Here is a 15234-nt window from a genome sequence, read left to right on the forward strand (position 1 = left end):
CCGCTTCCAGAAGAAAACGATGTTTAACTTGCTCATAAACGAGTTTGGTTAAATGCAATTTTAATTTGAAGTAACAGATATTTCGATAAGTTTAGGTTTTCTTTTTATCGGGCTAAAAGTAGATCTTTTAATCGACCATTAAAGAGCTTGCTGCAATGCGTTTTTTAAGCTACTATAAACATCTTGCCAAAAATGGGTGTTATCACGGAAGGTTTTATTCATAAATAGAATCATTTCCTTAAACTTTTCCTGATAATCGCTCGACTCTTTATTTGGGAGCTTTGCCTGCGCTTCATTTACAAATGCTTGAATGCTTTCTGCACGAGGTCCCCATTTGGTTTTTTCGTTTCCATGCTGGTCGATAAAAATAAAAATCGGTATGGATCGCGATTTTCCATTAGTTAAATATTGGTCCATCAGTTCTAAATTCTGATCACGATACACCATTCGAACGTTCATATCGGTTGCTTCTGCCAGTTTAAGTAAAATGGGGATATTAAGCATGGCATCACCGCACCAGTCTTCTGTAATTACGATGACCTGCAATTGCCTTTCTTTAACTTGCTCCCAAAAATGATGGTCAGCTGGTAAATCGAAGTGATCATAAATGGTGAGCAAATTTTCCTTATGCTTTGTCATTGCTTCGATATAGGCGTCTGGTTCTATACCTTTTTCAAACCATTGTAGGAGATTCACACATATCGCTTCCTTTCCATATTTTTTAGCATAACTCCATGAATTTTGTATGAAGATATCTGCTAGTTTAATTCCCAATCAATTGCTTTTATTAAGTCTACCGATACATATATGAATCGTAAACAAAAGTGCTTATGGAATGATTTTTTGCTATGATAACTATAGAATCTTTTGGATGAATAGGAGGAATTTAGATGCAATTAGCAAATCAAGAATTTTTATTAGAGTTACTAAACACACCATCTCCATCTAGTTATGAAATGGAAATACAAAAGAAGTGGATAAAGTATGTTGAAAAATTTGTGGATGAAATAAGAACTGATCATGCTGGCAATGCAATTGGTATTATAAATCCAGAAGCACCATTTAAAGTGCTTTTAGCTGGTCACTGTGATGAAATTGCACTTGTTATTAACCGCATTGATGAACATGGTTTTCTGCATTTTGATAAAATGGGTGGCATTAATCCAAAAGCAGCTGTTGGAATGAAGGTGACTGTGTTAGGAGAAAGTACAAGAGTTACAGGTGTTATCGGCGTGAATGCCCAACATCATGGCGGATTAAAAAATGATTTTGGCTTGGAAGATTTGTTTATCGATTGCGGTTTTCGAACGAAGGAAGAAGCCGAGGAACAAATACATATTGGTGATTTAGCAGTGTATAAAACAGAGCCAGAAATATTGTTAGATCGTTATATTGCTGGGCGCGGATTGGATAACCGGACAGGAGCGTTTATTGTAGCAGAAGTATTAAGAAAATTAACAGAAACGAAATGTCAAGTAGGTGTCTATGCAGCTAGCACTGTAAATGAAGAAACAAATATGGGAGGGGCTTATTTTGCAGCTGCAGGTGTAAAGCCTGATATGGCAATTGCTTGTGATGTAACATTTGCAACGGACTATCCCGGCGTTAATACGAACAAGTATGGTGATGTTCGTTTAGAAAAAGGACCGGTATTAGCAAAAGGCGCACCAATCAATCGAAATATGAACCAACTATTAGAAAAAACAGCTAAATCATTAAAAATGGACATTCAATATGAGCTTACACCGCGAATGACTGGAACAGATGCTGATAAAATGCGACTAACCGGAAAAGGAGTCCCTATATCACTTGTGTCGTTGCCACTGCGTTATATGCATTCTCCTGTAGAAACAGTAAGCATTAAAGATATAATGGAGGAAATTGAACTATTGGTGGCTATGATATCTTCCTTAACTGGAGAAGAAAGTTTAAGTCCACTTGAACTTTAAATAGATTTTTATATCCACGGTATAATGCAACTTTCTGAATGAGAAAATAATTAACACGGGACTTATAGGTATATGGAAGGTGATTTGGTACAGATATAGGCTTATGATCTATTTCTGGAATGTGACCCGCAAGTTTAAAGTCTCGTTTTTTCCTATTACAAGCAAAAAATTCAATCTGTATTTTGGATAAATAGGTCAATTTTATCGTTTTTTACAGATATTTCCCTTTTAATTGAACATCTATCAACAAGTAAACGCTGTTTTTTTTCCTATTTTTATGGGAATGAACAGCGTTTTTATTTGCAAAAAAATATGAAATCGGCAATAAGCTACATGAATATATAAAAGAAAAAGTGTGACTATTTAATCAATTTAGAATATTGATATATAATTCGACTTGTATCGACACAATTTCCCTTCAATTCTCTACTATACTTAGTCTAACAACATAGACTGACATGCTAGCTACAAAAGCATAGAACCAAAAAAGGAAGGGGGCGCGATAAGTTAGAGTTCTTTCATTGTAGCTTTGGTGAAAAAAGAAGGGAGGAATAGTTTTGAAAAGACAAAGAAGGCGACAATCCAAACTGATCAGCATTGCCGCAACATTCTTTATTGCATTTTCTTTACTAACACCCGGAATGGCAAATGCGCAAGGTTCACCGAAATTGCACGAGTCGGTAGGCGATTCCAGTAAAGTAATGGAAAATAAGCTGAGCAGCAAATTAACGAAGCAGTTTAAAGCTAGTGATAAAGTGACTTTCCTTGTGAAATTTGCTGACAAAGCAGATGTGAAAGGAGCCGCGAAACAAGCAAAGAAAAAAGCGAAAAAAGCTAGCTTGACAGCTCAAAAAATAGAGCATGCGCAACGCTCTGCAGTTATCTCGGAATTGAAAGCTACTGCCCTTGAGTCACAAGCGAGTGTTAAAGAGTATATACAAAAGCAAAAAGAAAAAGGGGAAGTAGAGACATTCCAAGCCTACCATATTGTGAATGGGATGTCAGTGACCGCTACCAAAAAGATAGCTGAAAAAATTGCCACTTACCCTGAAGTAGAGAAAATTTTGCCGAATGAAGAGCGAAAGCTGTTTGAAGTAAAAGTTGATAAAAAGGCAAAAAAAATAAAAGCTCAAGATGCGGATCTAGAATGGAATGTCGAGCGAGTTGGAGCTCCATCTGCTTGGGATATGGGCTTTGACGGGACAGGAATTGTGGTTGGAAGCATTGATAGTGGTGTGCAGTGGGACCACCCAGCTCTACAGGAGAAGTATCGCGGATATAATTCAGAAACCGGTGAAGTAGACCATACTGCTAGTTTCTTCGATGCTACCGCTGGAGAAGAAGAGGCCTATGATGATCATGGACATGGCACACATGTTACAGGCACAATGGTTGGAGCCGAGCCAGATGGTTCCAATCAAATAGGCGTAGCGCCTGGGGCAAAATGGATTGCTGCAAAAGGTTTAAATGCAGCAGGTAGTGGATATGACAATTGGTTATTAGCAGCAGCGGAGTGGATGTTGGCACCAAATGGAGACGCTTCCATGGCCCCAGACATTGTAAATAACTCGTGGGGTGGGGGATCTGGTCTGGATGAATGGTATCGGGATGTGGTTACAGCTTGGAGAGAAGCAGGAATTTTTCCAGCGTTCGCTGCAGGAAATACGACCTTATTTAACCCTGGCGGCCCTGGTTCGGTAGCAGTACCAGCTAATTATCCTGAATCATTCGCAATTGGTGCTACAGACGTTAATGATGTGCTAGGAAGTTTTTCTTTACTTGGACCTTCACCTTATGACGAAATAAAACCAGAAGTAACAGCACCTGGTGTTAATATACGTTCAAGTGTACCAGGCGGAGGCTATGAAGGCGGATGGAATGGCACTTCAATGGCGAGTCCAGCACTTTCAGGTGTTTTGGCATTAATGAAACAAGCGGACTCTAGCTTAACAGTTGATGAAATGGAAGAGATCGCGATGTCAACTGCAAATCCATTAACGGATAGTGATTTTCCCGAATCACCAAATAATGGGTATGGACATGGTTTAGTTAATGCCTATGACGCTGTTTCTTCATTAGTTTCTGGTTTGGGAACCATTAAAGGACAAGTAACGAAAGCTGGACAAGACACAGAAGCACCAGTTTTTGAATATGAACCTATAGCAGAAGCGTATACAGGCATGGATTTGAATTTATTAATTCAAGTCCGCGATAATATTAGTATAAATGGTGTAAATTTAGAATATACGAAAGCGGATGGAAAAAAGGAAACAGTAGAAGCAAAGCGTGTTTCTGGAGATTATAAGGATGGAAGCTATCAAGCTTCCATCCCTGGTGCACACCTAACCGGGGAAACCCTATCTTATACATGGCATATAAATGATTTTGGGAATAATAAAGTGAACAGTGAGACGTACGAGGTTGCTCTACTTCCGGGAATTACGGTTGGGTATGAAGAAGATTTTGAAGCGGTTTCTGCAGGCTGGACTGTATTTGGTGAAAACAACAGTTGGGAGCGTGGAGTGCCAACTTCTGGACCGGAAAGTGGAGCTTCTGGAAAAAATGTATATGCAACTAATTTAGCAGGTGAATACGAGAGTGATTCGAATACAACACTTGTGATGCCGCCAATTGATCTTCCTAAAGAAGGAGGAGCCTATTTACAATTCAACCAATGGTATAATTTGGAGAATAATTACGACTATGGTCATGTCTTTATTTCTACAGATCAGGAGGAGTGGACACAACTTAAAGAAATCTCGGATGTATCCGATGGTTGGGAGAATGCGGAGGTCGATTTGTCTGATTACCTTGGGCAACGGATTTATATTGGTTTTAATTTAGATACGGATAGTAGCGTCACCCGAGAGGGCTGGTATATCGATGACGTAGCCTTAACTGATATACCTAATACAGATAGCGTATCATTGAAAAAAGCGCAGCTTAACCCTAGTTTGTTAGGATTTAGTGGTTTGCAACGTGTTAACGCTAAGGATAAACAGGATAAAAAGCTAGCTAAGAAGGAAAAAGTAGACCCTACAAAAATTAAGCCTGTAATTCCAAAGAAGAAACCACAAACCGAACAAAATCCTATCAATCCAACGTTATTGCCAATGCAAGCACAAGTAAGTGTATTAGAAAGTGGACGCACGGTAACTACAGATCCAGCTACAGGGAATTATTCTCTGTTGCATGGTGCTGGTGATTTCACTGTAAAAGCAGAAGCTTATGGATTTGAGTCTCAGGAGCAATCTGTAACTATTGAAGCAGATGGGACAGCGGAAGCGGATTTTACGTTAGAAGAAATGGATCAATACACTGTAAGTGGCACAGTTAAGGATGAACAAACTGGTAATCCTGTTTCAAATGCTACCATTCTAGTAGTAGAGGATGCAAATATTGATCCAGTAATAACGGATGAAGATGGGAATTATTCACTAACCGCTTATCGTGGAACGTATACGCTCAAAGTACTGGCAACGGGCTACCATGGTACCGAGAAAGAAATCGTTTTACAGGATGGCGATATTACTGAAAACATTGAACTAGAAGCATTTTATACCGTGCCAGGTGGTGAAATTGCGTATGATGATGGAACTGCAGAAAATGCTCGGGCCTTCTATGATGCTGGAAATGGCTGGGGCGTAAAGATGACGTTACCAGAAGGTGAAGAGAATGGTATTGTAGATGCAGCTGTCTTTAAATTTTGGAACGATGAATTTCCAGATCCAGGCGGTACCGCGTTCCAAGTAGAGATTTGGGATGCAACTGGAACTGATGGTACACCGGGTAAGAAGTTAGCTGGTCCTGTCGACGCAGAAGCCGTTCGCGATGAAAATGATTGGACGGTTGTTGACTTAAAAAAGCATGGCATAGTTGTAGAAGAAGAATTCTACGTCGTCTATGTACAAACAGCACCAAATACAGGAGCACCTGGACTTGCCACGGATGAGAGTAGTCCAAATTCGGATAGGAGCTATCAATTAGTCGGTGGTGCATGGTCAAAATCACCAGCAGATGAAGGGAACTATATGATCCGTGCCCGTGTTAATTACGAAGTGGAGCAACCTGTGATTATCTCCCCAAAGGATGGGACGATTACGAATGAAAAAGAGGTTACGGTGAAAGGGACTGCTTCACCAACGACGACCATTCAATTGATGAATAATGGTAAAGAGCTTGACTCAGCTGAAATAGGCGATGATGGTTCGTTTGCCATCCCTGCAGTTTTATCAGAAGGGGAAAATGAATTAACGGCTGTATCGCTGCTTGAAGGAACAACGACAGGAGAGTCGGAGCCAGTAAATATTACATTGGATACGAAAAAGCCTGAATTAACGATCGACTCACCAAAAGATAAGGACAAATTTAATCGAGAAACTGTAACTGTGGAAGGTACTGTCTCTGATGATCATCTGGATGTCGTTAAAGTGAACGGTAAGAAAGCAAAAGTGGAGAATGGCAAGTATTCTAAGCGCATGTTACTAGATAATGGAAATAATAAAATTAAGGTCGTAGCGCAAGATGAAGCAGGCAATAAAACAAAAGAACAAATTAGCTTGGATGTTGATTACACTGCTCCGAAAATCGAGAATTTAACGCCGACAGAAGATGTTAATCTAAAAGCTGGAGAATCGGTGAAATTCGAATTGGACAGTGAACCAGGTTTAAAAGCAACCTATGTCATCCATATGCCGCTAACAAATACTGTAACGAACGCAAAGGAACTGCCAATGATGGAAACATCAGAAGGTCATTATGTCGGCTATTGGACAGCAACGAGCAGTGTGGTTGCAGAAGGTGCAGTTATAGAAGTCAAGGTAGAAGATGATTACGGCAATGAACAACGCAAGCAGGCGGAAGGTAAATTATGGATTAACGTAGAAAAGTAGTTCTATTGTAAACCCTCACATCCAAACGGGATGCGAGGGTTGTTTTAAAAGGTAAGAAAGTATAAAATTTGTTGCTTTGGGATACCGATATAACCCAATAGCCCCGTCCGACTTCAGCGCCCAGCAACTAGACGACTTCACGAAGCGCCCTACGATAAGTCCTCATTGGTTCGTGCCTCACCTTGATTCCTAAAATTTTAGTTGCTTCGTTCCAGTCACTTCGTTGCTAAACGGGCGCTTGCGCCTTTGTTCTGAGCGGGGTCAATAGGTTGCTAATTCAGTGTCTAGAGCTAAGGATAAAGTGAAATAAATCTAGCCAGAGACTATAGAACTTTAGACACGTTGTAGTTTTCTTTATTACATCGTTTTACTGCCTATGAAACTATCCACAATATATATTTGAGAGTTCACCTCCATACTTCGCACTCGATTACCGCAACTATAACTCGTTTTTTAACCAAATGTTGTAGGTAAATTAGTTGGTGTATAATTTTTTAGGGACACTTACATATTATTAAAAAAAGTATAGGAGTTATTATTCTGTTTTTCTAACTAGCTCACTAGTAAATATACTATTTCGTTTTATTTTCTTGCAAAACCAATGCATGTCATGTAAAATAATTGTAACAATAAAATATCGATTCCATCTTCGGGGCAGGGTGAAATTCCCGACCGACGGTAAAAAGCGTATGCTTTAAGTCCGTGACCCACAATCATTATTGTGGTTGATCTGGTGCAAGTCCAGAACCGACAGTTACAGTCTGGATGGGAGAAGATGTCGAGCCGAATCATAGGTACACATATGTGCCTTGCTTTTTCCTATGCTTGTTTACGTTTACCCTAAAGCCCCGATTAGGTGCTTTAGGGTTTTTTAGTGTGAGAAAAAGGAACAGGCTTAGATCCTTCATCACGAGATTGGAATCGATACATGATGAAGGGAGAAATAGAATATGCAACCAATGAATAAACAATCGTCGAAACTGATGAAAGTTATTGTATTAGCTTTATTAGGTACGATCTCGTTATTATTGTTTTTCTTGAACTTTCCACTGCCGTTATTACCAGCTTTTTTGAAAATTGATTTCAGTGATGTTCCGGCTTTAATGGCTTCATTAATCTTTTCACCATTTGCTGGCGTACTTGTAGTGGCTATTAAAAACCTTTTGTATTTAGCCGTCTCTGGAGCATCTGATCCAATCGGTGTTCTTGCTAACTTAATAGCGGGCATATTGTTTGTCGTACCAGTTTCCATGCTGTATCACAAATTTAAAGGCGTGAAAAGTATTGTTTCTGGCTTAGTTACTGGGACTATTATTATGGCAGTTGGAATGAGTGTATTAAATTATTTCGTTTTCTTACCGGCATATGCGTGGTTCATGGGTTGGGAGGATATGTCCAGTACAGCGGTTAAATGGGGAGTTGTCTATGGTGGGATCTTACCATTTAATATAATAAAAGGAATTATTGTTGGTTTATTATTTGTTCCGTTATTTTTAAAGCTACGTACATGGCTTGAAGTAAAACAAGCAAAATTTGCTTCGTCGTAACATAATTCTATAAATGAATAAATATAGCAGTGCAGTTCTTTATTTCTAATGGGCTGCACTGCTTTTTTACGGTCTAGGAAATTATCAAATTTTGCCGTTGTGGATAAACTTACGAAGTTATTTAGCCACGTCCGTCGCAAGCGCCCAGCAACTAGGCAACTTCACGAATCGCCCTACGATAAGTCATCATTGGTTCGTATCCTTACCATGATTCCTAAAACTTTAGTTGCTTCGTTCCAGTCGCTACGTTGCTAACCGGGCGCCTTGCGCCTTTGTTCCACCTGCTCGATGCGAAATGTTGCTCGTGTTAGTTTAAGGTTGAGTTTTTGGTGAAGTGTATGTGCTGTGCACGAAGTATAAATAATCCCTCCTTCCCGTGAAGTTTTGGATGAAAAGGTGAGTTTTTAGTAATGCTTAATCACATTGCAAAATAACATGGTTTTTAAGAAAGCTATTATGTAAATACAATAACGCTTGTAGAAATTTATCCTATAAATAAGATGCTCTTAGACTCCACTTCCGGAGACTGATATTCTTTGTGGCAACGTGTCTAAGTAGGTGGATAATATAAACACATATGCTTTATTTCGTAAGCACTCAGTCTTTAAGTGCTACCATTGAAAAGTGAATTCAGTCAATCGAATTTATGTGCTAATCTTCTTATGATTAAATATGTTATAGTAGCAACAACTTTTATTTGCAAAAATGAAGAAGGAAAGAGGTGTTTTCATAATGTACGGTAATATAACGGATGTACCTGGGATTAAGGTGGGAAATGTTGAGGATACAGAGGCGATGACAGGCTGTTCAGTAATTGTTTTAGAGACTGGCGCTGTTTGTGGTGTTGATATACGAGGAGCTGCTCCAGGAACCCGTGAGACAGCGTTGTTAAATCCAGTGAATGCAGTAGAACAAGTTCATGCAATTACGCTTTCTGGAGGGAGCGCCTTTGGGTTAGCAGCGGCTGATGGAGTGATGGACTATTTAGAAGAACAAGGAATTGGTTTAGATGTTGGTGTTGCTAAAGTGCCAATTGTTCCAGCAGCGATATTATTTGATTTAGCTGTTGGGGATGGGAATATCCGTCCCGATAAGGAAATGGGTTACCAAGCAGCCAAACAGGCTAAAAAGGGAACCTTTATGTTTGGAAATGTTGGTGCTGGATGTGGTGCAACGGTTGGTAAATTAACAGGTATAAAACATTGTATGAAAGGTGGTCTTGGCAGTGCTTCTATGGAATTAGAAAATGGTATTATTATCGGTGCATTAGTAGCTGTAAATGCAGTTGGGGATATTAGGTGTCCAGATAGTGGAAAAATACTTGCAGGTCCGATTGATCCAAATACGCAACAAATAATTGACAGTATTACGTACATGCAAAAGAACCAAATACAAATACCGCCTGGCATGAATACGACGCTTGGTGTTGTAGCAGCTAATGTTTCTCTTACTAAAGCAGAGGCTACAAAAATCTCACAAATAGCGCATAATGCGCTAGCTAAGACAATCTATCCTGTACATACTATGTTGGATGGCGATACGATGTTTACACTAGCAACAGGGAACAAACGCGTTTCCGTTGATCTTATTGGTAGCATGGCAGTGAAAGTAGTCGAAGAAGCGATTGTTCAAGCAATTATTTCAGCTAGTTCGATGGGTAACGTCCCTTCCTACCAAACGTTTAAGCCAAAAGGGTAGCAGGTTTATTTGATTCTAACTGGAAAATGACTACTTCATTTCAGTGGGGATTCACCACTGAAATGAAGTGTGATTCCTATTCTTCCCCCACCAAGCAACGAGCTGTAGGTTGTACTTCTAGCCGTTCAATCGGGATTGGTTTTCCCGATTTTTCACTTAATCCAAACGTTCCCAGTTCAATTTTCTGTAACGCATCATCAATTGCTTGTAATTGTTCTTCTAACATTTGCTTCACACTAGCTTGTTTTTGCTGCTCAAACTGTTCTGTTCCCATGTCTGCGGGGTGGTTATCATAATCGGCTAATTCTTGTAAAGCCTCGTTGGGAGCTACCGTCTTATTCGCTTCGATAGCTTCTTCTGTTTCTTTTTTCATTTTTAAGAGTTTTTCTTGAAACTCAAATAATTTATCTTGGCTAAGATATGTTTTCATTGGAGAATCCCTTTCTGAAGGTCCGAGGATTATTTTTTCTTGGTAATTATACCAATGGTACATCGGGAAACACATAGGAGTTGACCTTGTTCATCGGTAATCTTTATTTCCCAAACCATCGTTGATTTGCCAATGTGTAAAGGAATTGCTGTTGCTGTTACAAGTCCGCTTTTAGCACTGCGGATATGATTGGCATTAATTTCTATTCCAAAAACTGCTTCTGATTGGAGATCCACATGTAGACTGGCACCAATACTAGCTGCTGATTCAGCAAGCGCAACAGATGCACCACCATGCAGATACCCGAATGGTTGGCGAGTTCGGTGGTCGATGGGCATTGTAAGCTGGACTTTTTCTTTTGTCATCGTCACCGACTCCATGCCAAGAGTTTCCATTAACGTGTTCGGATAAACCATGAAGCTTCCTCCTAATTTATAAACGTACTAATGAATAATGAGATACCTAACAGAATCCCATAAATGGAATTGGTTTTACCAGTGGCTGCCATAGCAGGCATCATTTCAAGCGGCTGTGTCTTGCCTTTGAACTTTTGGATCACATCAACAGCTTTTATGGCACCGATAAAAGTAATGAGTGACCATAATGGAAAAATACCTTTTATAATAAGCCATGCGGTGATGAAGAAGGCTGTTAAAAACATCAGCGCTAGAAAGCCAATAGCTCGCTTTCGACCTAATAAAATCGCAAGCGTTTTTCGACCACTTTCTTTATCATTGTCCAAATCACGAATGTTGTTGGAAAGCAAGATGGCTCCGATAAATATGGCAATTGGAATGGAAGCAAGTATTACTTCTAACGTGATGGTTTGGGTTTGAATGAAATAACTGATTCCGATAATGACAGTGCCCATTAAGAATCCCGAAAACAACTCCCCTAATGGGGTATAGGCTATTGGGTAAGGACCTCCAGTATATAAATATCCGAAAAGCATACAGATTAAACCAATAACTGCAATCCACCAACTTGATGTAGCACTAATGAAAACACCGAGTAACATGGCAATTCCGAAAAAGCTTAGTGCTAGTTGCAAGACTGTTTTTGGTTTAATTCCGTCGCGGACGATCGTACCACCGATACCAACAGATTCTTCGTTATCGAGACCTTTAACAAAATCATAATACTCATTAAACATATTTGTGGCAGCTTGAATAAGCATGGAAGCAATAAGCATGGCCATGAAAAGGAGTATGTTCATATGACCTTCATGAAAAGCAAGCATAGAGCCGACAAACACTGGTACAAATGAAGCGGTTAATGTATGAGGGCGTAGTAGTCGCCACCAGATCTGAAAACCATCTCTTTCGTTAAGTGCATCTTTGACGGTAACTTTATTGGATGAATGCATCTATTCTCCCCTCTCCTTGTTTGTTACTATATATAAAGTGTATAACATGAGCTACTGTTACTACTTAATAAAATATGAGAACGATAATCATATTAATTCTATGGAATTTATGATAGAGTGTCAACGCTTGCGATTGATTTCCTTGAGAATAAGCTTAAAAGAGAATAAAATGAAGAAGAAAGTTTGTCATTGTTAGTTTAACGGAGGTTAATTGAAATGATAGAAGTACAGGATCAGCAAGTGGAAAAACTCTTGCGGGATGCCATTCACCAGATGCCATTAACGAAAGAGACTCAACTTGTTAGCATTACGAAACGGGTAGAACCAAAAGATCCAGTTCTTTTCTTTGCAGCAGCTGCAAAATTAAATAAAGAGCGATGTTTTTGGACAAGCACAAAGGATTCTTTTTCCATCGTTGGGGTTGGAAATGTATTTGAAATAAGTGCCAACCAAGATCGTTTTCACTATACAGAAATTACTTGGAAGAAACTACTAGATGATGTACGAATTTATAACCCTTTTCAAGCACCTGGAACCGGATTAGTAAGTCTAGGTGGATTAGATTTTGACCCACAAAAGCCAAGAACGGAACTGTGGGCTGATTTCCCTAGAGCTAAATTTACTGTACCAGAATATATGCTGACAAAGAATATGGAAGATGTTTATTTTACCATTAACTTGAAGATACGTAAGGATGATCATCCTGTTCAGTTAATGAAAGCAATAGAGGATGTTGAAAGGATGTTGTTTCAAGCTTCTAAAGATCCACATGGGGTACCGCATCTAGTAAACTCCAAAGTGATTGCTCCAGAACAATGGAAGCAAACTGTACAAAAAGCGAAACAAGAGATCCAACAGAAGCAAATGGATAAAATCGTGCTTGCTAGAGAGTTGCGTCTTCAATTTAGTAAGCAAGTGAATATTAGTCATATTTTAGGTGATTTAATTAAAAAACAGTCGAACAGTTATGTGTTTGCTTTTGAACAACATAATAGTTGCTTTGTAGGCGCTACCCCGGAACGACTTGTAAAGGTAGATAAACAGGAGCTGTTATCAACTTGCCTAGCAGGAACCGCACCACGAGGTAAAACAGAAGTAGAAGATCAACAAATGGCAGACAACCTATTACATGACCAGAAAAATAGGGAAGAACATGAGTTTGTCGTGCAAATGATTAAACAAGGATTAAACAAATATTGCACGGATGTGCACATACCAGATACACCCGTTGTATATCCGTTGAAAAATCTACAGCATTTATATACGCCTGTGACAGGAAGGCTAAAAGATGGTTTTACGATTTTTAATGTTGTCAAAGAATTACATCCTACACCAGCTCTTGGTGGAGTACCGCGAGATTTGTCAATGAGGTTTATTCGGGATTATGAACGGTTAGACCGGGGATGGTACGGTGCTCCTGTTGGTTGGCTAGATAGTAACGACCATGGGGAATTTGCAGTAGCGATTCGTTCGGCATTAATTCAAGAAGATGAAGCGTCTTTGTTTGCAGGCTGTGGAATTGTCAAAGATTCAAATCCAGAGGAAGAATTTGAAGAAACACGCATTAAATTCTTTCCAATGTTAACTGTTTTAGGAGGACAAGCATGAATCATACAGAAGTTTTGACACGCTATGTGACGAATTTTGTCGATGAATTAGTTGCCAACGGATTAACGGATGCCGTTATTTCTCCTGGTTCCAGATCCACACCGCTAGCGCTAACGTTGGCTGAGCATAAAAAGATGAAAGAATGGGTTATTATTGATGAACGGTCCGCTGCTTTTTTTGCACTTGGACTGGCGAAGAAAACAAAGCGACCCGTTATTCTTGTTTGTACATCTGGAACAGCAACTGCCAATTACTTTCCAGCTATCGTCGAGGCTTATTATAGCAGGGTTCCGCTAATTGTTTTGACTGCTGACCGCCCGCATGAATTACGGGATGTTGGTGCTCCTCAGGCTATTGACCAAATAAAAATGTATGGAGATTATGTAAAATGGTTTCATGAAATGGCACTTCCGGAAGCTGCTCCGCACATGCTTCAATATGTACGAAATAAAGCTGCAAGTGCGTGCTATATGGCTCTGGAAGGGAACCCTGGTGTGGTTCACTTGAACTTTCCTTTTCGGGAACCATTAATGGTAGATTTTCAGTATGAAAACGTGTGGGGGATTCATGAACGTTCTCATCCGACTTCAATCTTACCTGCTTATGAAGGGAAGAAACATTTATCCAAACAGCAGATGGAGGAGATATTACTAAAATTAGCGAATAAGGAAAAAGGTGTTCTGGTTTGCGGACCACAAACAGATCCTGAATTACCAGAGGCAATTACGACGTTAGCTAAAAAATGGGAAATTCCTATTTTAGCAGACCCATTATCACAGGTTCGAGCTGGAAGCCATGTCTCAGATGTAATTATTGAAAGTTATGACGCATTATTACGCAATGAAGCAATTCGAGAAAGGTTGAAACCGGAATTTATTATTCGCTTTGGCGCAATGCCAGTCTCCAAAGCATATTCATTTTATGTAAAACAACATCCTCATGCAATGCAAATAGTTGTGGAAGACTATGAAGGATTTCGTGAACCAACGAGTACATCAACCACGTTTATCTTTGCTGATGCAGTTGAGTGCTGCCAGGATTTTGCAGCTTCAGCAACGCTAAAGGGTTCAAAAACATGGTTGCAAATCTGGAAGCAATATAATGAGATTGCGAAAAAGCACCTAAACTATAAGCCAGATCAGGAGCTTAAAGAGGGGGAAGCAGTACGTACTTTACTCGAGACAACCCCGGAAAAGAGCTGTATTTTTGTTGGAAACAGTATGGCAGTACGTGATTTAGATTCATTCTTTTGGACCACAAAAAAGCAAATCGAAGTACTTGCTAACCGTGGGGCAAACGGAATTGACGGTGTCGTATCAAGTGGTTTGGGAGCATGTGCAGCTGGAAGTAGAGTAACTCTTGTATTAGGAGATTTATCATTTTTTCATGATATGAATGGGTTGCATGCTGCTATGCATTATCAATTACCACTTACTATTTTATTAATTAATAATAACGGTGGGGGCATTTTTTCTTTTTTATCACAGGCAAATGACAAACAGCATTTCGAATCATTATTTGGTACACCTCTAAATATTGATTTTAAACATGCGGTCCACATGTACGGTGGTCAGTATGTGCTTGCGAAAACAGAACTAGAGGTAAGGGAAGCACTTTTAGAAAGCTATCAACAAGCTGGGCTGGTAGTTGTTGAAGTAAAAACAAACCGGGAGGTCAATGCTCTTTGGCATCGTGAAAAATGGCAGGCAATTGAGCAGGAAATAGTAGGAGAGAGGAATTAATC

Annotated in this window: 10 protein-coding genes and 1 riboswitch; of the genes, 6 read left to right on the forward strand and 4 right to left on the reverse strand. The window is 39.5% G+C overall.

The window, feature by feature from the left end:
- Window positions 1-138 precede the first annotated feature (138 nt).
- Window positions 139-696, reverse strand: coding sequence for a thioredoxin family protein (locus D1839_RS07245; protein ID WP_120379237.1), 558 nt, complete (start codon window positions 694-696; stop codon window positions 139-141).
- Between the two features lie 194 nt (window positions 697-890).
- On the opposite strand from D1839_RS07245, the gene D1839_RS07250 reads away from it, so the two are divergent.
- The 4 genes from D1839_RS07250 (at window position 891) to D1839_RS07265 (ending at window position 10086) form a co-directional block, all read left to right on the forward strand.
- Window positions 891-1949 carry a M20/M25/M40 family metallo-hydrolase gene (locus tag D1839_RS07250; protein ID WP_120379238.1) on the forward strand — a complete coding sequence of 353 codons (1059 nt, stop codon included), beginning with the start codon at window positions 891-893 and terminating at the stop codon, window positions 1947-1949.
- A gap of 557 nt (window positions 1950-2506) precedes the next feature.
- Window positions 2507-6841: a S8 family peptidase gene (locus tag D1839_RS07255; protein ID WP_120379239.1), complete on the forward strand. Its 4335-nt coding sequence runs from the start codon at window positions 2507-2509 to the stop codon at window positions 6839-6841.
- A 641-nt stretch (window positions 6842-7482) separates the two neighbouring features.
- Window positions 7483-7622: riboswitch (FMN riboswitch) on the forward strand.
- 169 nt (window positions 7623-7791) lie between these two features.
- On the forward strand, window positions 7792-8388 hold the full coding sequence (locus tag D1839_RS07260) for an ECF transporter S component (RefSeq protein ID WP_199690007.1): 597 nt from the start codon (window positions 7792-7794) through the stop codon (window positions 8386-8388).
- A gap of 732 nt (window positions 8389-9120) precedes the next feature.
- Complete coding sequence (locus tag D1839_RS07265) at window positions 9121-10086, forward strand: P1 family peptidase (protein WP_120379240.1); 966 nt, start codon at window positions 9121-9123, stop codon at window positions 10084-10086.
- Between the two features lie 76 nt (window positions 10087-10162).
- Here the strand turns inward: D1839_RS07265 and D1839_RS07270 are convergent, their stop codons facing one another.
- Genes D1839_RS07270 through D1839_RS07280 form a run of 3 tightly spaced genes read right to left on the reverse strand, consistent with a single transcriptional unit; the run spans window position 10163 to window position 11882 of the window.
- On the reverse strand, window positions 10163-10516 hold the full coding sequence (locus tag D1839_RS07270; RefSeq protein ID WP_120379241.1) for a hypothetical protein: 354 nt from the start codon (window positions 10514-10516) through the stop codon (window positions 10163-10165).
- A gap of 29 nt (window positions 10517-10545) precedes the next feature.
- The gene (locus tag D1839_RS07275; protein WP_120379242.1) at window positions 10546-10932 is read right to left on the reverse strand and encodes a hotdog fold thioesterase; all 387 of its coding nucleotides are present in this window, start codon (window positions 10930-10932) and stop codon (window positions 10546-10548) included.
- A gap of 11 nt (window positions 10933-10943) precedes the next feature.
- Complete coding sequence (locus D1839_RS07280) at window positions 10944-11882, reverse strand: 1,4-dihydroxy-2-naphthoate polyprenyltransferase (protein WP_120379243.1); 939 nt, start codon at window positions 11880-11882, stop codon at window positions 10944-10946.
- Between the two features lie 216 nt (window positions 11883-12098).
- On the opposite strand from D1839_RS07280, the gene D1839_RS07285 reads away from it, so the two are divergent.
- Window positions 12099-13490 carry an isochorismate synthase gene (locus tag D1839_RS07285; RefSeq protein ID WP_120379244.1) on the forward strand — a complete coding sequence of 464 codons (1392 nt, stop codon included), beginning with the start codon at window positions 12099-12101 and terminating at the stop codon, window positions 13488-13490.
- The gene (gene menD, locus D1839_RS07290) at window positions 13487-15232 is read left to right on the forward strand and encodes a 2-succinyl-5-enolpyruvyl-6-hydroxy-3-cyclohexene-1-carboxylic-acid synthase (RefSeq protein WP_120379245.1); all 1746 of its coding nucleotides are present in this window, start codon (window positions 13487-13489) and stop codon (window positions 15230-15232) included. Before D1839_RS07285 ends, menD begins: the two co-directional genes overlap by 4 nt.
- The last annotated feature ends 2 nt before the right edge of the window (window positions 15233-15234 follow it).

The sequence above is a fragment of the Roseburia sp. 1XD42-34 genome, assembly GCF_009917385.1.
GTDB lineage: Bacteria > Bacillota > Bacilli > Bacillales > Amphibacillaceae > Virgibacillus.